At 70.1% G+C, this 18,383-nt stretch carries 24 protein-coding genes; 5 read left to right on the plus strand and 19 right to left on the minus strand.

Features of this window, described 5'->3' with window-relative positions; translation table 11 throughout:
• Positions 1 to 136: 136 nt before the first annotated feature.
• The 17 genes from ABZ851_RS29870 to ABZ851_RS29950 all read right to left on the minus strand — a co-directional run bounded on the left by ABZ851_RS29870 (position 137) and on the right by ABZ851_RS29950 (position 11,701).
• Positions 137 to 2,284: a hypothetical protein gene (locus ABZ851_RS29870; protein WP_361133930.1), complete on the minus strand. Its 2,148-nt coding sequence runs from the start codon at positions 2,282 to 2,284 to the stop codon at positions 137 to 139.
• A 276-nt stretch (positions 2,285 to 2,560) separates the two neighbouring features.
• Positions 2,561 to 3,073, minus strand: a complete 513-nt coding sequence (locus ABZ851_RS29875; protein ID WP_361133932.1) for a hypothetical protein — start codon at positions 3,071 to 3,073, stop codon at positions 2,561 to 2,563.
• 228 nt (positions 3,074 to 3,301) lie between these two features.
• Positions 3,302 to 3,988, minus strand: coding sequence for a hypothetical protein (locus ABZ851_RS29880; RefSeq protein ID WP_361133935.1), 687 nt, complete (start codon positions 3,986 to 3,988; stop codon positions 3,302 to 3,304).
• 130 nt (positions 3,989 to 4,118) lie between these two features.
• Positions 4,119 to 4,676 carry a hypothetical protein gene (locus ABZ851_RS29885; protein WP_361133937.1) on the minus strand — a complete coding sequence of 186 codons (558 nt, stop codon included), beginning with the start codon at positions 4,674 to 4,676 and terminating at the stop codon, positions 4,119 to 4,121.
• 101 nt (positions 4,677 to 4,777) lie between these two features.
• A complete protein-coding gene (locus tag ABZ851_RS29890) occupies positions 4,778 to 5,044 on the minus strand; it encodes a hypothetical protein (RefSeq protein WP_361133939.1) in 267 nt (88 codons plus the stop codon).
• A gap of 94 nt (positions 5,045 to 5,138) precedes the next feature.
• Complete coding sequence (locus tag ABZ851_RS29895; protein WP_361133941.1) at positions 5,139 to 5,426, minus strand: hypothetical protein; 288 nt, start codon at positions 5,424 to 5,426, stop codon at positions 5,139 to 5,141.
• A 179-nt stretch (positions 5,427 to 5,605) separates the two neighbouring features.
• Positions 5,606 to 5,833: a hypothetical protein gene (locus ABZ851_RS29900; RefSeq protein WP_361133943.1), complete on the minus strand. Its 228-nt coding sequence runs from the start codon at positions 5,831 to 5,833 to the stop codon at positions 5,606 to 5,608.
• 274 nt (positions 5,834 to 6,107) lie between these two features.
• Positions 6,108 to 6,263 (minus strand): hypothetical protein, encoded by a 156-nt coding sequence (locus tag ABZ851_RS29905; RefSeq protein WP_361133945.1) that lies wholly within the window; start codon positions 6,261 to 6,263, stop codon positions 6,108 to 6,110.
• 105 nt (positions 6,264 to 6,368) lie between these two features.
• Positions 6,369 to 6,521, minus strand: a complete 153-nt coding sequence (locus tag ABZ851_RS29910) for a hypothetical protein (RefSeq protein WP_361133947.1) — start codon at positions 6,519 to 6,521, stop codon at positions 6,369 to 6,371.
• Between the two features lie 71 nt (positions 6,522 to 6,592).
• Positions 6,593 to 6,760 (minus strand): hypothetical protein, encoded by a 168-nt coding sequence (locus ABZ851_RS29915; RefSeq protein WP_361133950.1) that lies wholly within the window; start codon positions 6,758 to 6,760, stop codon positions 6,593 to 6,595.
• Between the two features lie 93 nt (positions 6,761 to 6,853).
• On the minus strand, positions 6,854 to 7,285 hold the full coding sequence (locus tag ABZ851_RS29920; protein WP_361133952.1) for a hypothetical protein: 432 nt from the start codon (positions 7,283 to 7,285) through the stop codon (positions 6,854 to 6,856).
• Positions 7,286 to 7,772: 487 nt separating this feature from the next.
• Complete coding sequence (locus ABZ851_RS29925; protein WP_361133955.1) at positions 7,773 to 8,165, minus strand: hypothetical protein; 393 nt, start codon at positions 8,163 to 8,165, stop codon at positions 7,773 to 7,775.
• A 2-nt stretch (positions 8,166 to 8,167) separates the two neighbouring features.
• On the minus strand, positions 8,168 to 8,461 hold the full coding sequence (locus ABZ851_RS29930; protein WP_361133958.1) for a hypothetical protein: 294 nt from the start codon (positions 8,459 to 8,461) through the stop codon (positions 8,168 to 8,170).
• A gap of 345 nt (positions 8,462 to 8,806) precedes the next feature.
• Positions 8,807 to 9,385, minus strand: coding sequence for an RNase H family protein (locus tag ABZ851_RS29935; protein ID WP_361133961.1), 579 nt, complete (start codon positions 9,383 to 9,385; stop codon positions 8,807 to 8,809).
• Between the two features lie 767 nt (positions 9,386 to 10,152).
• A complete protein-coding gene (locus tag ABZ851_RS29940; RefSeq protein ID WP_361133963.1) occupies positions 10,153 to 10,365 on the minus strand; it encodes a hypothetical protein in 213 nt (70 codons plus the stop codon).
• A gap of 528 nt (positions 10,366 to 10,893) precedes the next feature.
• Positions 10,894 to 11,148 (minus strand): hypothetical protein, encoded by a 255-nt coding sequence (locus ABZ851_RS29945; RefSeq protein WP_361133965.1) that lies wholly within the window; start codon positions 11,146 to 11,148, stop codon positions 10,894 to 10,896.
• A gap of 337 nt (positions 11,149 to 11,485) precedes the next feature.
• Positions 11,486 to 11,701: a hypothetical protein gene (locus ABZ851_RS29950; protein ID WP_361133968.1), complete on the minus strand. Its 216-nt coding sequence runs from the start codon at positions 11,699 to 11,701 to the stop codon at positions 11,486 to 11,488.
• A gap of 74 nt (positions 11,702 to 11,775) precedes the next feature.
• On the opposite strand from ABZ851_RS29950, the gene ABZ851_RS29955 reads away from it, so the two are divergent.
• Entirely contained in the window at positions 11,776 to 12,066 is a 291-nt protein-coding gene (locus tag ABZ851_RS29955) for a hypothetical protein (RefSeq protein ID WP_361133971.1), read from the plus strand.
• 708 nt (positions 12,067 to 12,774) lie between these two features.
• Here ABZ851_RS29955 and ABZ851_RS29960 read toward each other — a convergent pair.
• A complete protein-coding gene (locus tag ABZ851_RS29960; protein WP_361134468.1) occupies positions 12,775 to 12,918 on the minus strand; it encodes a hypothetical protein in 144 nt (47 codons plus the stop codon).
• On the opposite strand from ABZ851_RS29960, the gene ABZ851_RS29965 reads away from it, so the two are divergent.
• Positions 12,904 to 13,509, plus strand: coding sequence for a GNAT family N-acetyltransferase (locus ABZ851_RS29965; RefSeq protein WP_361134457.1), 606 nt, complete (start codon positions 12,904 to 12,906; stop codon positions 13,507 to 13,509). The genes ABZ851_RS29960 and ABZ851_RS29965 overlap by 15 nt on opposite strands.
• A 112-nt stretch (positions 13,510 to 13,621) precedes the next feature.
• Here the strand turns inward: ABZ851_RS29965 and ABZ851_RS29970 are convergent, their stop codons facing one another.
• Positions 13,622 to 15,265 carry an immunity 49 family protein gene (locus ABZ851_RS29970; protein ID WP_361134459.1) on the minus strand — a complete coding sequence of 548 codons (1,644 nt, stop codon included), beginning with the start codon at positions 15,263 to 15,265 and terminating at the stop codon, positions 13,622 to 13,624.
• A gap of 384 nt (positions 15,266 to 15,649) precedes the next feature.
• Here ABZ851_RS29970 and ABZ851_RS29975 point away from each other — a divergent pair, with 384 nt between their 5' ends.
• From ABZ851_RS29975 to ABZ851_RS29985, 3 genes are all read left to right on the plus strand, one after another.
• Positions 15,650 to 16,705, plus strand: a complete 1,056-nt coding sequence (locus tag ABZ851_RS29975) for a DUF932 domain-containing protein (protein ID WP_361133974.1) — start codon at positions 15,650 to 15,652, stop codon at positions 16,703 to 16,705.
• Between the two features lie 127 nt (positions 16,706 to 16,832).
• Positions 16,833 to 17,378 (plus strand): hypothetical protein, encoded by a 546-nt coding sequence (locus ABZ851_RS29980; protein WP_361133977.1) that lies wholly within the window; start codon positions 16,833 to 16,835, stop codon positions 17,376 to 17,378.
• A 364-nt stretch (positions 17,379 to 17,742) separates the two neighbouring features.
• Positions 17,743 to 18,255 (plus strand): hypothetical protein, encoded by a 513-nt coding sequence (locus ABZ851_RS29985; protein WP_361133979.1) that lies wholly within the window; start codon positions 17,743 to 17,745, stop codon positions 18,253 to 18,255.
• Positions 18,256 to 18,383 lie beyond the last annotated feature (128 nt).

Consider the following 18,383-nt stretch of genomic DNA (forward strand, 5'->3'; position numbering starts at 1 on the left):
CAACCCAGCGGCGGTGCGCGGCAGCCGCGCCACCATCCGGGCATGCAACGCCTCGCTCAGCGCCAGGAGCGGCGACCACCCGCCACGGCGGCGGGCACAGGGCCCGTGCCGGGGCCGGCGGCCCCGGCCGGGTGCGTCACGGTGCCGGCCGGCGTTGCTGTTCGACGGCGTCGAGGACGGATGCGGCCAAACTCCAGCCGACCGCGAGCACAGACGCATCCAGGCGCTGCGCTCCGATCCACGACTGCAGGGCGCGGCTGCGCGCGATCAGCGCGAGTCCCGCGATGCCCTGGCCCTGGAGGGCTTGCCTGACGTCGGCGAGCAGGTGCCTGTCCAAGTCCTGCCGCAGCCGGGTCACACCCAGGACGACCGGCCGGCCGTAGGGAACCTGCCGGGCGAACATGCGCAGTTCGCCCGCGACCTCCTCGGCCGGCCGCGGGTGATGCAATGTCCACAGCAGGTCGTCCTCGGCACGGCCGACGTCGTGCCGCTCGTCCAGGCCGGCCGCCCGCCACGCTGTGCTCTCGCGCTGCCAGAGCTGCTCGTCCCACCGCTCAAGTGCCTGCGGGGTCAGGCTCGCCACCAGCTCCTCCTCCGCCGCGGCCCGTTCCACGGCCGTCGGCGCACCAACCGGGAGGCGCTCCAGGTTGCGGGCGCGGTTCCGCTCACTCCAGCCAGCCACGATCCGCGGCCACTGGTCGGGGTGGCGGCGCTGCCCCTGCGGGGTGAGGACCTGCAGGAAGTCCTCCCGCCAGCGGTCCAGATACGGGGCGGTCTCCTCCGGCGGCAGAAGGGTGGCCCCGTACGGGTGCGGCGAGGCGCCGCGCGACCAGAACATCTCGACGTCGTCGTCGAAGTCCGGGTCGTACGGCTCGACCCAGCCCCCGTCGTCGTCCTCCCAGTCGCCCTGGCCTTCCTCACCTCCCTCCTCGTCCCCCGCCTCGCCGTCCTCGTCGTCGAAGTCGAAGGCCGGCAGGCCCTCTCCCCCGCTGCCCTCCTCGTCCGCCGCGCCGTCCTCGGGCAGTGACAGCCCCTCCTGCTCGGCGCGCCATTGGACATAGTGCTCGAACGCCTCGTCGAGGAAGGTCGGCAGGTCATCGCGCCAGTGACCGGGCTGCGGCTGGTCGTTGAGGTGGGACCAGATCTGCACGCGCGCCGAGCGGTCATCGAGCACCTCCTGGCTGTACCAGGACACCTGGTCGGGGAGCAGGGCGAGCACGGCATCGGCCTGGGCCGCCAGATGGGGCAGCTGGAAACCGTTGCCGGCGTCGACCACTACGACATCGAAGTCGGCCCGCACCGCCGTCAGGTACTCGGCGGCCACCGCCGGGTCCTTCGGCGCCAGCGCCACCTTCAGGTGGCCGCCGGCAGGCAGCTGCTGGGATGCATCGCGCCAGCCGGTGAACGACGCCCGCGCCTGGCCGAGCAGCGCCGGCAGGTTCGAGGGGTCGTCGCCGGCCAGGAATCCGACCCGTGCGCCGCCCGCGGCCGCGGCCGCGGCCATCATGTAGGCCGCAGTCGTGCAGCCGCTGCCGCCCCGACCGTCCGCAGAGAGCACCGCCACCACGCCGCGCAGCGCCACCCCGGGCCCTGTGGGCCGGGGAGCGATCCGCTCCGGCTTGGGGCCTTCGAGCTCCTGCTCCAGCGGTGCCCGGTGGCGCCAGGCGCCGAATACGTCCTGCGCCACACCCAGGCGACGCAACGCCCTGCTCCACACCGCGACCTCGGCGGTCTCCAGGCCCCTGGTCAGCTCGACGAGCGCTTCACTCTCCTCACGCGAGGCCGCGTCCCTTTCCCACAACACCTCGCAGCCGGCCTCGGCCGCCAGGCGGGCCGCTGCACGCAACACCGCGGGCTCGGCACGCAGTTCCACATGCGCATGACGACCCGCCAGCGCGAGGCTGAGGGTGTCACGGCGGCGCTCGGGCAACGGCGCGACCCTGAGCCCCGGCACACCGCCCAACTCGCCACCCGGCGCGCGGGTCGGCAGCCAGCGCGCCAACAGCTGCGCGGCCTGCCCGTGCGCTGGCCAGATCACCAGGCCGTCCGCAGCCGGACTCGCCGCGGACAGCCCCCACACCGACCCGGCCACCGACAACTGCGCGAAGCCCGGGTGCGGACGCGCCAGCGTGCGCAGCAGCGTCGCCTCCAGCCGGCGCTGCCCGGCATCGAGGGCGTCGGGAACCAGCCCGAAGTGCATCCCGCTCTGGCGGAAGGCGTGGAGTGCGGCGGCCTTCGGCTCGCCGGTGTACCGGACACGCAGACGCACGGCCCTGGAAGTCACGATCGATCCATCCGCGGCGTGGCACCCCGGACCAGCACGCCGGCAGACGAAGAAGGCATGCAATGCGACCTGGCGGGGCGATTCGCCACCTTTCCACCGATCACGCCACCGGGTCCGGGCCGGCCAGCGCTGGGCAGGGGCAGCAGGTACTGCCAGCCACACCCTACTACCCCAGGATGGCAGGAAGGCGGCAGCGCCGGAGTCCGGCGGTCCCGGCCGCCGGACGAGCCCGGGGCGCAGGCCAGCCGACCAGGCACCGCCGGGTTTCCAAGGCCGCTACGCACCGCGCGCGGCCACAGCGATCGCCTCGCCGGTGCTGAGCGCGGCCAGCAACTGGGCACGCCCGTCAGCCTGCTCGACTGTGCCGTCGGTGAGGGCCTCGGCGATCCGGGCCGCGTGATCGAGGGCGGCCAGAATGCCGTCGGTGATCTCCGCCCGCTGCCCCAGGGGACGGGCGTACTCGCGCGCCTGGCCCAAGAAGCAGTGAGCAGCCCGCAGCGCCGCGGCGACGTCGCCGTGGTGATCGCGGGGGTGATGGGTGGTCAAGGACATCAGCCACTGGTCGCCGTGCGACTCCACGACTCGGGCGAAATCACGGTGGTCGAACAGGGTGCCACAACGGCCGGCTGGTGCGTGCTTCTCACGACGGCCGGGCCAGGAACGGGCCAACCACCGGTGCCGGTCGCACAGGAGCAGGCGGTACTCCAGCGCACGGCCGGCTTTTCGACTGCGGCACTCGATCGTCCGGATGGCCGGCTCGGCACAGGTGGTGGTCTGACGCAGCTGCATGCGTGATCTCCTCGGAATCGGTAGGGCGAATTGCGGCGAGCGGCCCGGCCGCGGTCTGTTCAGTGCGCCACCACGGGCATGACGCACGTCAACGGCTGCAGCCCCCAGAGCAGTTGGAACAAGGTGCGGGGTCAGGGGCGGCCTGGTCCTTCAGGCTCTGGCGGAAAGCGCGTTCGGCGGTGGTGGGGTACTCGTACAGGCCCACCGGTGCCACCTCGCCCTGGACGGTCACCACGCCGTACCGGGCGCCGGTGCCGTAGCCGGTGCGGAACGTCCACGCCACCAGTGATTGTCGCCCTCGGGCACGATCGGCTGAAGGCTGTGCGCATCGGGGTGCACACGACGTGCAGCCCGCTGGGCGGGCTCCTGTGCGGCGACGACGTCCTCTCCGTTGGCCCGCAGGCAGTTGGCGGCGATCCACTGCGCGCCCCCGACGACGATGAGGCGCGCGGGCTCGCCGGAGATGGAGGGGGCCATGCCCTCAACAGTGCGGGGGACGCCATCGGCACACACGACGCGCTCGCCGGAGACGAACCCCCGCCCGGACACGCCAGGGTCCTCGTCACCACCGGCCGGCTCCTCCTCGGCACCATCCGGGGCGCACTCCTCGCAGCCGTCCGCGGGCTGCTTCTCGTGCGCGGTGCACAGCCGGGCCCATGCGAAGAAGGGATCGCCGCGTGTGGTGTATTCGCAGTTCAGGCGAGCGGCCTCGTTGGCGGCCAGGACAGCACAGACGAAGGAGTCGAGCACGCCTTCGTCGGCAAGGACACCGAAGGTGGCCCCGCGCGCCTTCGTGGCGCAGGCTGTCACCTGGTCGCCGTTGACGTCCTCGTCGGCGTCGAGATGGTGGGTGCACCGGTTGGTGGCGGGCTCGTGGGACACGAGGAAGCGCTCATCACCACGGGGGTATGACATGGGTTGTCCTCTCGGATGCTGGCAGCTGTGCCGGGCGGAGGGCGGATGACTCCGTGGGCCGGTGAGGGCGACGGAGGGACCTGCGACGGAGCCCGCACCCAGGGAATGCCGTGTGCGGGCTCCGGGCGGGTCAGTGAGTGGGGGCGAGCACCAGTGCGGGCAGGTGCTCGGGAATGCTGCCATCCATGGCGTAGTCGATCTCTCCGCCGAACGCCCGCCCGGACGTGCCGCTGGCCGGGTCCGGCTGGTAGAAGCCTGCCTGCACATGGGGGTCCGCGGGCGAGCCGACACCCTCGCTGGGGAACTCGGCGGCGCGGATGGCGACGATCGCGTCGTCCGGCAGGTCGACAGCCGCGAGGGCCATACGGAGCTCGCTGAGGCGCAGGCCGAGGACGAGAGCGGGAAACTTGCCGCTCCAGTCCGGGGCGCGGCGGGCGTCGTACACGGGGGTACCGGCAGCGATGAGGGCTTCGGCTTCGTGTGCCGACAGCGGCTCCAGGTCGCGCAGGGTGCAGGGGTAGGAGCCCCTCTGGTAGGTCCAATTGGTCTTTACAAGGCCGGCCTTGATGCCGAGGGTGTCCTCCCGCAGACGCAGCAGATGGTCCTGGGGGACCTGAGCGAGGCTGGCGTAGCCGTCGACTTCGAGTGCGCGGACGTCCACAGCCACCGTGTCCTGGTCGCTGTACATCGGTTGGTGATCTCCTTCGTTCGGGGTGGGCTGGACGACGCCGGCGGGCGAGCGGGGTGCAACGCAGGGCGCGCCGGCCGTCGGCGTCGTACGGGTGGGTGTCAGTCGAAGTCGGTGAGCGGCTCGTGGCCTTCGGCTTCGTCTATCAGCCGGGTGCCTTCGTGGGCGACGTACTCCTCATAAGCGCGCTGCACGGCGTCGCGGTGCCGGTCGACGTCGAACTCACCTGCCCACGCGTCGTTGTTCTCGTTGTCCTGCTCGTCGACCAGGGTGTCGGCGGCGGCCTGGTCGCCGTCCTCGATCTGGTGGGACTCCTCGATTACGAGGTTGCCGCCGCTGTCCCAGCGGCCGAGCAGGAGAGTGGACATGGGTGGTGCGGTCCTTTCGAGGGCTGACCGAAGCGCGGCCGGGCGGGGAAGTTCAGGCAGGGGGAGCGACGGAGCGTGGCGCGACGCTGGGCGGTTAGTGGGCGTCGTTGCCGGTGACGTGCCTGCGCGCGGCGTCCAGCGCGGCGGCGCCCCGTCCGGCCCCGATGACGAGGAAAGGGGCGTCGTCGTCGAGATGGGGGTTCATGCCGGACATCCAGGCGCGGGCGATGGCTCCGCCTTCACGCCGGTAGTTGCTGGCGATCAAGTGGAAGGTGTCGCGGGCGTGGCGGCGCTTGTCGGCGTCGTCTAGGAACTCGGCGACCAGTTTCGGGCCGAACTGGGCCACCAGGAAGAGGGCGGTGGGGTCCATTTCGCGGCGCACGTGGCAACCAGTCTCACCTGTGGTCACACGGCCAGCTTCGATCGAGGAGTCCAACGGGAGGGTCTCCGTTCTTGTCAGGGGTGGGAGGGCCGGGCTGGTCACCGATGGACGACGGCAAGTCCGCCGTTCACCGGTCCTCGGCTCAGCCTGCGGGCCACAGGCCGGTGGCCCGCAGGCACTCACGGCAAGATCGCGCCGCCGGCAATGATGCTCGCCGCCCACTTGCGGCCGATCTCCTGGAAGAGCGCCTCAACGAGCTCCGCCCGGTCCTGGTCGCTGAGTCCGTCCGCCGCCTCGAAGGCTCCCGAGGCGATGCCCTTGGCGATCCCCTCAAGACGGTCCGCCTCCTGCTCCAGAGCGGCGCAGTGACGGCTGGCGTCCACCCTCACGTCGTCGATGCAGTCCATGTCCTCCCCTTTCATTGCGTCTCTTAAGACTATACAGACAATATCGGCAGGGTGCAAGTCATAAGAGGCACAGATGCGCGCCCGCGCGGCAGCCCGGAAAGGACCCTGCAACCCACGGCCATCAACAGCCCCAGAGGCGAGGCGGCCAGCACGCGGGCCGACCGTCTACCGTCCGGTGGCCGCGAGATCCGCTTCGGCTGGCGCGCGGTTGAGCGCGGCAGCTACGCCGGACGAGCGCCGCGCCGGCGGCGGGCGGAGCCGGAGCCGTCCATGGTCAGGGCAGGCGGGTGCGCTCGGGCTTGGTCGCGGCGTCGGCGGCCACGTCGCGGCGCCACTCGCGCTTCTCGCGGGCGCGTTCGCGTCCGTGGTCGTAGGAGCGGGGGTTGTGCCCCGGACAGCAGTCGTAGCGACGCAGCCCCTGCCGCGTCATCATCCGAGTGTGCAAGGTGTCGTCCTTCCGAGAGGGATCAGAAGCGGACCGGCGCGGCCTGGCAGGGCATCACCGGAATGCGGAAGCAGTGGGGCGGGCGCAGCCTCAGTGGCCCTTGGTATTGAGGCGGTCGGCGACGTCTTCGCAGTGCGCCTGGCTGCCGTCGGTGACCCAGACCTCGGTGCGGGTGTCCCAGACCCCCCAGTCCTGATAGCCGAGCTGCTCCACGAGGTAGCGGCGCCGGTCTGCGGCGTGCATGTCTCTCCGTTCTCCGTACGGTGGCGCCCGCCCCAGCGGGGCAGGCGGCGACAGGGTGAGGGTCAGGGCGCTCAGTGGCTGCGGTTCTCGGCGACCAGACGGTCGATGAGAGTGCGGGCGAGCTCGGCGTTGCCGTCGAAGTAGACGGTGAGGGCGCGCTCGATGACAGGCCGGGTGCTGCGGTCGCTGGAGGGGACTACTTCGCGGTCGTCTGCGCTGGAGCTCTCGGTGGCGTTCATGTCGTTCTCCTCTTGAAGAGGGTCGGCACCGGCCCCGTCAAGCGGGCACCGGCAGGGAAGGGCCCGGGCCCGTCAGGGCCCGGGGAAGGCCGTTCAGTGGGAGGTCTCGGGCTGCGGCGCGGGGCGGTAGGGGCCGCGGAAGCGATCCGGGATCTCAGCGGCCGGGGTGTCAGTGGCGGGCAGTCCCTCGCGGGGGCCGTTCTCCTCCCACAGCCAGGTGCCCAGGGCGAGCTCGTCGGTGGCCCTGTCGCGGGCGGCGCGGGAGCCGTAGGCGGTGACGGTGACGTCGCCCTCGATGTAGTGGGCCAGGCCGTAGGTCAGATCCAGCGGGCAGTCGTAGTGCGCGACGACCTGGTACGGCCACGCGCCGAGGTCCCAGCCCTCGGAGCCCCACACCCCGACGGCCTCCCAGCCCACGGGCAGCTCCCGCATCCAGTGGTAACCGTCACCGCTGTGGTCGTCGACCGGGTAGTAGGGCAGGACGTCGACGGGGAACTCGTCATCGGGGAACAGGGGGTGCGCCATGGAGTGTCTCCTCAAACCGTTTTGACTCTTAAGACAATACACAAGGGCTGCGAGGAAGGCAAGTCTTAAGAGACATACTGGAGGGTCGCACTCCACCCTCGGCAGACACATGGAGCGCCTCCGGTACCGGCGGACGCCGGGCCACCGCGAACCCCTCGACAGACCGGCCGCCGCATCGGCCCTCGCACCCCTGGAGGCGCGCCGCCACCCCGTCACAGGCGCCGGCCCCGTCTGCCGGACAAGCCTGAACTCCCCCACCGCACCCGGCCGCACGAGCGCGCCACGGCCGGACCGACGCCCCAGGCCTGCCGGAATCCTGGCAGGCTCTGCCCTCATGTCCGGCGAGCGGCCCGGGTGGCTACGCAGCCGTGCGGGGTGTCGCAGTACCCCTCCCAGTCGGACGCGAGAGCGCGCAGCCGCCCCAGACACTCCTCGGCCCGGCCGGCGCCGCCCGCGGGACGGATTCGCCACATCCGGGCGGCGGGTGTCAGCTCCAGTCGTGCAGCATCAGCCAGCCGGGCCCGGCCAGCGCGCCGTAGCCCAGGGCCGCAGCTGCGGCGCCCAGGACCTGATCCCGCTCGGGCGAGGGCATGAAGTCCCCGATCGCTCTGCAGGAGCCTGGGGCCAGTTCCTCGTACGCGACGCCGATCACCACCCGGTCAGGGCCGTCGCCGCCCGCGACGGTGAACAGCTGCACGTCCTCACCAGCCACGCCGCCAGTTTCCTCACCGCGGGCGCGGCGCCGACCCTCCAAGGCCTCACCGACGACCAGCCAGTCCGCGTCGGCGAGCTCGACGCCGTAGACGGCATAAAACGAGTGCTCCAGACTCAGCGCGCTCTCCTTCTGTCGAATCGGGAACGCCGGAAAGACAGTCCCCACGGCTACCACCAGACGTGGACGAGATACTCGTCACTGTCGATGACACCGCTGCACGCGAGGTCGTTCATGACCGAAGCCAGGTGGGGCTCGGGACCACCCGCGCGCCACGCGGCAATCTCCTCGGCTTCATCCGGGTCCAGGGGGGCGGCCCACGCCTCGACCTTGCGGTACGAGCCGTTGGACGCGCCGAGCGCCCGAATCACGCTGTACTCCAAGCCGTAGTGACTGCAAATGAGGCATTCGAGTGCTTCAAGTTCAACCTGGCGGAAGGTGACGGTTTTCGACGGCAAGCTCATGTGCGGGCCTTTCCGACGCAGTTCGTGAGAAGGGATCAGGGGTCACGTGTCGTTGACTCTTAAGACTATACACACATAGTTAGCATTCGGCGCAAGCCATAAGAGACAAGCGGGGGCAGTCAACAATGGACGTACGGCACCAGCCACGGCGCACCGACCAATAGGGCGGCGGCCCGGCGGCCCCAGGGCAGCTGGCTGGCGGCAGCGGACGGGAGGGGCCCCGGGACCTTGCGGGTCCAACAGGCAGCCACCCCGGGCGCCAAGCGGCGCAGTGGGCGAGCCAGGGCGGGCGGCGCAGGGCCGGGCCAACGAGCCGAGACACGGCGGCTGGGCGGGCCGGCATATTCAGCTCATGCGGCCAGAGCGGAAGTCGGCCAGAGCGCGCTCAGCCCACAACGTCACGAGGCGGGGCAGCTCCGTACGGGGAAGAATTCCGCGCAGAGTGCGCAGACCCAACTTGGCCAGCGAATCAGCCGTTTCGTTCAGCGGGTGGCCCGCGTGCGCCTTCTCGTGGCCGAACGACAGCAGGTGATCCGCCTCCTGGACGCGACGGCACAGCTTCACCAAGGTCGGGGCCCCACCCTGAGCGCGGGCGGCAGTGTTGTACCCGGCGGGCATCTCGCAGCCGCCGCTGTGCCAGTCCTGCAGGAACCGCAACGCGTCCATGCTGTCCACACGCACCTCGACCGGCCGCCCCGGATGTGCAGCCAGCACGGCCCGCAGTCCCAGGTCCACCGCCCGCAATTCCCCAACCGCCGTACGGGCACCGGCATCTGCCAGGTACTGCGGGTAGCGGTGGGCGTGCAGTCCGGCATGACCACTGGTCGCGATGTACCCGGCACTGACATGCCCGTCCCCGATAGACGCGTCCGTCGCGAGCACGAGCGATCCGGCGATCCTCTTGACCCGCGCCTTGGTCGTCACGCCTCGCCCAGAGGCGCCAGGGCGGGGCAGTTCGGGCCGCGAGCGGGAGGGTCCGGGACGCGGGAGGCGGTAGCGCATGTCAGCTCCTTGAAGAGGTTGGGCGCCGGGCCCGTCAGGGCCCGAGGGAAGGCCGCTCAGCGGCGCGTGGTCGCGGCCTGCGGCGCAGGGCGGTAGGGACCGCGGAAGCGAGCCGGGATCTCAGGGCCGGAGTGTTCTCGGCGGGCAGTTCTCGCGCGGGCCGTTCCCCTCCCACAGTCAGGTGCCTATGAATGACCGTTCCGGTGAGCACTCAGGCCCACCGGACTGTTCGAGTGCGGGCGGGGCGGCAACAAAGCACCTGCGGGGCGGGAAGCGAGTCGGTGCACGGCCTGAGCCGCGCGGTCGCGTATCCCGCCCCGACAGGGCGAACACCAGCCCCCGGGGGAGAAGGGGCCCAGCGAGGTCCTCCGCCCCGAGGGGAGGGAGCGGAGAACCAGTGAGCCGACGGGATTCGAACCCGACCGGGTCCCCGACAAGGGGACCGTGCAAGCCAGCAGCTCCAGAGGGGAGCTACCCCTCCTTCAACCCAGGACGCTGATCAGGCACCCGGGTCCGACCAAGGCTGCCAGGGGGACGGTTCGGCTTTGCAGCGCTCCGCCCACTCCCTGACGACTCTTAAGACTATACAGCAGATGCGGTCGCCGCGCAAGCCATAAGAGACATCGTGGAAGCGCCGGGCGGGGCACAACCCTCTCCGGTGGCGCCCGGTGACGCCACCAGGGAGACCACTACGCCTGCCCGCGAGCCCGAACGATGCCTGCCGGCAGACGGCCGACCTGCGCATACAGCGCCTCGACCATCCGCGCCCGACCCTGCACATCCAGACCGAACGCCGGGGTGAACGTTCCGGACATCAGCCGCTCAGCCATTCCCAGCAGCGACTCGATCTGCTGGGCCGCGTCCACCGCGTCGAGCTCCGGCTCACCGAACTCCCGCTCCATAGAGCGATCCCTCCTCCACGCGTTTGACTCTTAAGCCACTACGTTCTGAAACGGCGACTCGCGAGCCTTAAGAGCCGGGATGGGGTGCGCGCCCAACGGACAGACAGAGCACCTCAGGCGCCGGCGGAACGCCGAGCCCCCGGGCCCTTGGCAGGCTAGCCGCGCATCGCGCCACCGCGCTCCTGGACGCGCCCCACCACCCCGTTACGGACGCCAGCTGCCTGCCAGGCAGGACTGAACTCCCCCACAGGACCCGGCTGCACGGGCGCGCCTCGGCCGGACCGATGCACCGGACTGCGGGCACTGGCAGACGTGCCGGATGGCGGCTACCGCTCCCGGCTGCGCGGGATCCGGACCAGGACAGGCGGGTGTTCGGCATCGGCGGCGAAACCCAGGCGCCGGTAGGCGCGGGCCAGTTCCGGCGTCCGGGCCGCGGCCGACGCCAGCGGCCCTGGCGTCAGGCGAGAACTGCGCGCAGGCGAGCCAGGCCGCGCGCCTCGGCTGCGCCGTTCGGGCGCCAGGACGCAACTAGGCGGCCGTGCGGACCGGGTGGTCGGGGTGGTCGTCCCAGCCGTCGGCGAGCTCCTGCAGTTGTCCCAGGTGCTGCGCTGCCCGTTCACCGTCGCCAGCGGCGACCGCGTCGGCATGGGCCAACGCCAGATGATGGGCCTTGAGCCAGTCCTCCTGGTACGCGGCGACACCATCCGGATAGTCGGCACGCATTCGCTCATCGAGCCGGTCGTCGATGAACGCGAACAGCAGATTGCCGCTCTGGTGACTCACGAGAGCTTCCTTCCTGAGTCCCGCCGCCCATGTCCAGCGGTCGGCGGTTGGCGTGCAGTGGGAGTTGGCGGGCGCCCACGCCACTGTATCGACGCACGAGCCCAGAGGACGGCCCTTCTACAACCCGGCACCCAAGCCCACGCCGCAAGGCACAGCAGGGCGTAGCCCCGGTGACGAACAGCAGGACGAGGGGAACTCGAATCGGCGGGCGGCCACTGCCGGTGCCGCGGCAGGGATGGCTCGGGAATCCGACCAGGATCCGGCGTAGCGCGGCCCTCGCGCACTTCTGCAGCCGCCTCGATGTCCTCGGGCGTGGCCCACCGAGGGCGGGGTCCTGTCACGAGACGTCGTACCTATGGGCCTGTCCGCCGCGCCATTCCACCCAGGCCTCGTCATCGAGCAGCTCATCGTCTGCGGGGAGGCCGGCTCGGCGCAGGAACTCGATGAGGTCAGCATCGTTATAGGCAAGGCCGAGGATCTGTCCACGTGCGGTGACGCGCCGGCCACCAGTCGATGATGGGCGGTGAACGACGATCGGGGCGTCACCTCTCATTCCCTCAGCCTGCTCCGAACTGGGCTGACCCGCATCACGGCCCGTCGCGGTGTCGGGCGAAGCCGCTCAACCCGTTGCCCACCACGGCTACGCACAGCGGGCCCGCGCTCGACCACATGGGGCGCGAACGCCGCCTTCGTCCTGCATCGCAGGGCTCCGACGAGCTCGCCGACCTCCTGCAGAACCTGGTCGACTCCGCCCAGACCGGAGATCGGAACGGCATCGACGAGGCCGCCGCCGCAATCCACCCTTTTGACCGCGACACCTTGTACGAGTGCTACGACGACCTCGCCGAGCGGCTCGACGAGGTCGTCGTGATCGCCGGCGTACGGGCCGAGATCGCTGCGCAGGCCCCTGCCATCTGAGGTACCGCACCGCCGGGCCCCGCATCCCGCACGAGACCTGGCACCGAGCGTCATGCGGGTGGCCGGCGCGGTGCGCGACCGCAGCGGCTACGGGCCTCCGTCACCTCGCACCGGCCGAGCTCCCGGGTGCTAGACGCCGGGGTAAGTCCGCAGGCGGGGCGTGCAGCGCCTTGTCCCGGCCAGGGAACATCTTCGTTGCCAGGCCCGCCTGGGCGCTGACGCGATCTCCCGCGTGCCGCCACCGTGCCCGTGACCTGCGCAGATATACACGCGTATTGCCAACTACCACCCTCGGTCACAATCAGCGCCCCCTCGCCCCACGGCGGCCGCAAGCGAAATCTGTCCACAGGGGCTCTGTCTTACCGTCCCGGAGACCCTTCACCACATCCACAGAAGGGCTTCGATTCGACTGCCCGAAGGGGACTGATGGACGGCGGCGCCACACACATAGTCTGCGCACAGGACGCGCGCGACTTCCTCACCAATTGCTGGGGAGACCTCTACTTGCAGAGCCCCAAAGCCACGCCTTACCAGGCTCCCGGGTGGGTGCTGGGCTGGCTCCGCCACCAGGCCTCCATCGCCTCGCCGATGGTGTTGACCTCCGCAGACCCTGACGGCCGGGTACTCGCGGCGCTCGCCCTCGCCCGGTACAGCGACGCATCGAGCACGCGCGTAGCGCCATTGTCAGCGCCAATGGCGGAGTATGTGCTACCCGTTGGCCCTGGTGCCGAGGATCCGGACGTAGCAGCCTCGCTGCTCCGCCACCTGCAGCGCCTGGCTCTGCAGGAACCCGTCGAGCTGACCGACGTTCCGGCCGACTCGGCCCTGGGATTCTGCATGTCGCAGACCCATCCAGGGGAGTGGCCGTACAGCAGCAGCCCCTGCGCCCGCGTGGCGTTGCCCCTCGATCTCCAGTCGCTCTCCCGTTCCACCCGCCGTGAACACCGGCGCCGAGAACACACCTGGTCCCGGATGGCTACCGAGCGCGATGTTAGGTATAGGCGCACCTGCGGCCCTGGCGAGCTCCTCGACGCTTTCCAACACCTGCGTCGGCTGCATCAGGCTCGCTGGGCAGAGCAGCTGCCACTTCCCGGTATCGCCCCATCGGCGGGGAGCCTGCAGTGGGAGCCAGTGCTGAGGAATTGCCCTGAGGCATTCGTCGCCACCCTCGCTGTAGACGGCGATGTCCTCGCCGCACAGCTGTGCCTCCAGGGAGAGGAGACCGTCTACTCGGTGGTCCCCGCCATGGACCCCGCCCACAAGCACATCGCGGTCGGCCACGCTCTACTGCGCGCTCTCATCGCTGATCTGACCAGCGCGGGCTTCCGGACCCTTGATCTCGGGAGGACCGTCAACGGCCAAACCTACAAATCTCAGTACGCCCCGCGGTGGTCCAGAACGCTCTCCGCCCGGCTTCCTTCCTCCCTCACGACCGCAGCCTGACACCACTCGATCGCCACTCCCACGGCGACTAACCGCCCCCGAGAACATGGATGAAGCTGGCGCGCCTGCCGCATCGCCCGAAACGGTCGGCGGCGGTGCGGCAGGCGGTGGGTCACCCGGGGATGGTCTCGATGCGTTCGCGGTTGAGCAGGTACTTGGGGAGGTACGGCTGCGGGGCAACGGGGAACCCGGAGTCGTAGGCCAGACTCGCCATTGCCAGTGGTCCGAGCGCTACCTGGGCGCGTGGCGCCGTCGAGTCGCCCCAGTAGCGGCCGTGGTGCGCGAGGGCTTCGTTCAGGGCCTCGGTGAATTGGTCGTGGTCGCGTGCGATCAGGCGGTGAAAGAGGGCGGCGGGCTGGTAGTCGATCAGATCCACGAAGTCCCTCTGTGCGCGGGCCACCACGTCGCGTCCGGACGTCTCCATGGTGGCGATCAGCTTCTCCACGACGTCGTCCATGGGGCGCTTGGAACAGTAAGTCTGCAGCGTGTCGATCCAGTGCAGGACGTAGGCGTCGACGGAGTCGTCCTGGCTCAGCACTTCCAGCGGCACCCGGCACAGTCGGTCGATTCGGTCTCGCTGTCGGCACACGACCGCGAGGTAGAAGGTGTCGAGCCAGGCGCGGGCATCGGCGGGCGGTTCGGCGGGGATGGCGGGCACCTGTAGGGCTGGGGTCTCGCCCAGGTGGCACTCGTGCGGCTGCGTGCCGGTGAACAACGCGGACCCGAGCTGGACGGCGGCCGCCCAGGCGTCCCAACTGTCGAGGAGCGCCACGTTGGGGTCGGTGGCTGCATGGGCGTGGGCCAGTTCGAGGGCGGAGGTGAAGGCGTCGCCAAGGCTGTCCGGAGCTTGGGCTAGCCGGCCTATCGCCGCGGCCGTCTTGCGCGTGAGCTCGCCGACGTCTGGGGCCTTGCCCGTGTTGCGGCCGGCGAGGCGCCCGGCGCGGTCGAGTCGGACCAGGCCCTTCATCAGACCGAGCAGCTCTGGTGGCGGCTCGATGGAGAGAGTGTGGGTGGTGTCGTCGAAGACCGTCATTGATGTGAGATCGCCTCGGTGCCACCAGTAGACCCGCGGGGACAGGGCGCCTGGACCATCCTCGTAGGCGCCGAGGCCGTATGCGGCAAGGTCGTTGATGGCGTCGACCACGGATCCGTCAATGATGGGGTGGTAGGCCAGCAGGTGCCGGGTCGGCACGACGACAAGTGCCCCGGCGTCGGGGAGCGGCCCGCCCGTTCCTTGCCGGGCCAGCTCGTCCAGGAACAGCGCCCTGCTCGCGACGAACGGCGAGTCGCCGTAGACGGAGTGGAGCAACGCCCGCCCCTCGATGGACACTTCCTCATGCTGCACGGGTACGCGGCTGAGGTTCGCGTACGCCGCTTCCCCCAGCTTCTCCAGCCCCACGCGCTCCACATCGGCGTCGGTGAGGATCCGAACAGCGGTCGGCCCGTCCAGGGCATAGGCGAAGACCAGTCCCTCGGCCACCGGGCGCGCGTAGCGCATGGCGCCCGTGAGCTCCGGGGTGAGCGACTCGACGGGCAGGAGGCGCGCATGTACGCCACGCAGCAATTCCGCGGTGCTCTCCCCTCCGCTGCTCGCCGCCCGCAAGCCGGCGAAGTGTGCGTCCACCAGGTCGGGCCAACGGTCCTCCGGCTCGTGGCGGCACATATGCGCCAGGTTGGTCAGGGATGTGCTGTGGTCGTCCTCGGTGTGGGGAGCGGCCAGTTCCCGCAGGCGTGCAGCCTGTGCGGCGGTCAACATCGGCAAGCCACGATCAGGGGCGTCTTGGTTCACCCGTCCGACTCTACGAACTGCACACACTCGTCTTGAGGCTGGGTCACGCGAGCTAGCCACGAGAACGAGCCGGACCGTGGGGGAAGCGAACCGGCGGGCGGCGTGGCAGGAGGCCCTCCCGGGTAGGTCGCCGGCTCCCGGCTCGGTTACCAGAAGCGCGAGGGCCATCAGCCCTCTGCATTGCGCCGCATGCTCTCTCCGCCCTGAGCAGCGGCAGAGATTCGCAACCAAGTTGACTCTTAAGGCTTGCGCCGAGTCACACCCCTCTGTATAGTCTTAAGAGTCGAACCGGGGAGCTCCCGGGATCATTCAGCGCCGCAAGATCGTCGCGGCCTGCCAGAAAGGACCTGCGTGATCAGCACCGTCAGCACGACCACCTCCCACCGTTCCAACTCGACGTCCGCCGCTTCGTACCTGGAGCCCGCCGAGCAGCGGAGCCTCAGCGGTGTCGCCGCACACTCCATGGCAGAGCTGCCGACTTGGAACGCCGTGCGGGCCCACTACAACCTCGCGTGGGAGCCGGTTGCTGCCCCGGTCCTGGCCTCCGGTCCCGGCGGGGCGCCGATCCTGGAAGGGATCGACGAGTCGGGCCGTCCCGTCTATCAGACGGAAGGCGACCACAAGAAGATCGTGCGCAACGACACCTGGGCGACGCTCGGCATCCCCCGCTCCGGGTACGAAGTCCTCGATCACGCACTGCTGGGCCGCATCATCGCCCCGGTCATCGAAGCCCCCGGAGCGCAGGTGCGCATGCTCCACGAGCTGCGCGGTGGCCGGTCCGTGATGGGCCTGGTTGAACTGACCCGGGAGTCGCGCGGCCTCGCAGGCGACCCGTCGCCGTGGACGCTGACGATCGGCTTCCAGGCATCGCACGACGGAAAGGGCTCCCTCAAGGTCTGGGGCAGCGCCGAGAGGTTGTGGTGCACGAACCAGTGGAACGCTGGCATGCGCCGGGCCCGTGCGGAGGGACGTTTCTACGCGATCAAGCACACCAAGAACGCGCCCGAGCAGGTCGAGCAGGCTGCCCGGCTGATGGCAGTCCTGCGCCACGACTTCGACGGCTTCCTGAAGGACCGTGAGAGCCTCCACCGCATGCCGGTGACGCGCACGCAGCGCGAAGAGTTCATCGAGCGCATGGTGCCGCTTCCCGATCAGTGGACGGAGATGAAGGACGACAACTTCCGTATCCGCCGGGTCCACGAGCGTCGCGACGTGCTGCGCTCCATCTTCACCAGCCCGACCATGGCGGGTGTTGACCTGACGGCGGGGGCCCTGGTCGAAGCGGCCGGAGAACTCTCCGACTGGGGTGGGCACCAGACGGTGGACGGTCGCCTCCGTCGGTCGCTGCTGGAGCAGAACACCTTCAAGACGCGCGCCATGCATGAGGCCCTTGCCTTGGCGGCCTGACGTCCCGCTCGGGCCCCCGCCCCGGGCAGCCTCCGGCCGGTCCGCCGACTACGGACCGGCCGGGACCCGTCACCCGGCGCCCCACTGACTGCCGGACTACCCGACCAGAGAGATTCACAGCCCACATATGACCGCAACGCACGTGAACGGCGTCGCCGTGATCATCGACGAGCCCGCGCCGTCCCCCATCAGCCGCCCCGGGGCCGACGTTACTTTTGACCAGATTCGCCATCTGCTCCTCGCAGATGGGGCCGAGACGTACGGGTGCCTCCACTGCCCTTACGTGTCGGAAAACATCAGCAGCGTTAGGGGCCACCTCAAGGCCCACAGTTCGAAGCCCAAGGGTCAGGTACGCAAGGCGTCGAAGCCGGCCACCCCTACGGTCAAGGCAGCCCCGACCAACCCCGCCAAGGCGACGCCTCGCCGCAATCCGGCACAGGCCGCGCGGGACCTGGCGTCCCTGAGCCTCGGCGAGCTGGTGGAACGCGCGCAGCTCACCGAGCAGATGCGGGCTCAGCGGGACGCCGCCCGGGAGCAAGCAGCGCAGGCGTACCGCAGCGTTGACGACTGGAAGCAGCGGGCGGACGACTACCGGCTTCGCCTCGAAGGGATGAAGAGCCGGGCCGAGGCCTCCGACAAGAAGCTCGCGCAGATTCGCGCCCTCGTGAAGTAGGAGCCCAGGGCGCGGCAACCGGCGTCCCCGATCACCCCGATTGACTCTTAAGACTTGCGTGCACCCACGTGATTCCAGTAGAGTCTTAAGAGTCAATCGGGGTCGGGACATCCCACCTCCCACCGCACAGATCGGCTTGCACCCAATGTCGTCGCAGAACAACCGCCAGATGGCCGGCAACTCGGCCCGAGTCGCAGCGGTCCAGAACCGGCGCCGTTCCGGCGCCAGCGGCACCCACGCCTCGGGCCCCCGCCGTGCCCGGGATCGGCACAACGGCCGTCGCGCCGCCATCCGGTTCTCCAGTGCGGCTGCCTGACCCCCGGTCAGCTCTGCTACCCACTCACAAGTTCCTGAGAGGCTCCTCGTGCGCGTCACCGTCTGGCACAACATGGTCACCGGCTACCGCTCCGGATACCGGCCTGAACACCCCATGCTCCCCGTCTACTCCTACTCCGCCCCCCATGGCCCCGCCGAGGACCAGCTCTGGCGCGCGGTGATGCTGTGCAACGCCGACGAGGACATGCTCGACGGCCGGGACCGGGAGATCACCGCGGACTACCGCAACAAGAAGCTGCGCAGCTTCTCTCCCGGCGACGGCTTCAGCGTGATCGCTGCGGGCCGTCAGCACTTCTGGGTCAGCAACGGGCGCGCGCTGGTGCCTCTGGAGACCGGCTTCCCGATGCTCGCAACCGAAGGCGGCTGGGGCTCGGTGCCGATCGGTCAGCGGGTCGCCTACCGAGTCCCGATGTGGGACGACCTGACCCGTGAAGGGTATTTCGAGGTCGGTCACCGGTACGCGGCGACCGCTGCGGAGGCCGCAGCACTGTTCCACGGTATCGACAAGGACGACGTCGCGGTTCGCTCGGTTTTCCCGTGAACGGCGCTGACGCCCCGAGCGCTGAATCGCCCCCAACTATCCACCTCCTCGGCCGCCTTGCAGTGCATCGGCCGCATGAGACCGCCCAGAAAGTGAGCCCTCGTGACCCTTGTCACCCGCGATCCAGC

The organism is Streptomyces sp. NPDC047049 (assembly GCF_040643995.1).
GTDB lineage: Bacteria > Actinomycetota > Actinomycetes > Streptomycetales > Streptomycetaceae > Streptomyces > Streptomyces mooreae.

What these genes read in the sequence shown, in the direction of transcription:
- ABZ851_RS29885 (WP_361133937.1), bottom strand. Translation starts at nt 4,676, where the DNA reads ATGTACAGCGACCAGGACACGGTGGCTGTGGACGTCCGCGCACTCGAA.
- ABZ851_RS29880 (WP_361133935.1), bottom strand. Translation starts at nt 3,988, where the DNA reads ATGTCATACCCCCGTGGTGATGAGCGCTTCCTCGTGTCCCACGAGCCC.
- ABZ851_RS29920 (WP_361133952.1), bottom strand. Translation starts at nt 7,285, where the DNA reads ATGGCGCACCCCCTGTTCCCCGATGACGAGTTCCCCGTCGACGTCCTG.
- ABZ851_RS29900 (WP_361133943.1), bottom strand. Translation starts at nt 5,833, where the DNA reads ATGGACTGCATCGACGACGTGAGGGTGGACGCCAGCCGTCACTGCGCC.
- ABZ851_RS29915 (WP_361133950.1), bottom strand. Translation starts at nt 6,760, where the DNA reads ATGAACGCCACCGAGAGCTCCAGCGCAGACGACCGCGAAGTAGTCCCC.
- ABZ851_RS29950 (WP_361133968.1), bottom strand. Translation starts at nt 11,701, where the DNA reads ATGAGAGGTGACGCCCCGATCGTCGTTCACCGCCCATCATCGACTGGT.
- ABZ851_RS29980 (WP_361133977.1), top strand. Translation starts at nt 16,833, where the DNA reads ATGACCGCAACGCACGTGAACGGCGTCGCCGTGATCATCGACGAGCCC.
- ABZ851_RS29890 (WP_361133939.1), bottom strand. Translation starts at nt 5,044, where the DNA reads ATGTCCACTCTCCTGCTCGGCCGCTGGGACAGCGGCGGCAACCTCGTA.
- ABZ851_RS29875 (WP_361133932.1), bottom strand. Translation starts at nt 3,073, where the DNA reads ATGCAGCTGCGTCAGACCACCACCTGTGCCGAGCCGGCCATCCGGACG.
- ABZ851_RS29910 (WP_361133947.1), bottom strand. Translation starts at nt 6,521, where the DNA reads ATGCACGCCGCAGACCGGCGCCGCTACCTCGTGGAGCAGCTCGGCTAT.
- ABZ851_RS29940 (WP_361133963.1), bottom strand. Translation starts at nt 10,365, where the DNA reads ATGGAGCGGGAGTTCGGTGAGCCGGAGCTCGACGCGGTGGACGCGGCC.
- ABZ851_RS29930 (WP_361133958.1), bottom strand. Translation starts at nt 8,461, where the DNA reads ATGAGCTTGCCGTCGAAAACCGTCACCTTCCGCCAGGTTGAACTTGAA.
- ABZ851_RS29905 (WP_361133945.1), bottom strand. Translation starts at nt 6,263, where the DNA reads ATGACGCGGCAGGGGCTGCGTCGCTACGACTGCTGTCCGGGGCACAAC.
- ABZ851_RS29965 (WP_361134457.1), top strand. Translation starts at nt 12,904, where the DNA reads ATGTCGCAGACCCATCCAGGGGAGTGGCCGTACAGCAGCAGCCCCTGC.
- ABZ851_RS29960 (WP_361134468.1), bottom strand. Translation starts at nt 12,918, where the DNA reads ATGGGTCTGCGACATGCAGAATCCCAGGGCCGAGTCGGCCGGAACGTC.
- ABZ851_RS29970 (WP_361134459.1), bottom strand. Translation starts at nt 15,265, where the DNA reads ATGTTGACCGCCGCACAGGCTGCACGCCTGCGGGAACTGGCCGCTCCC.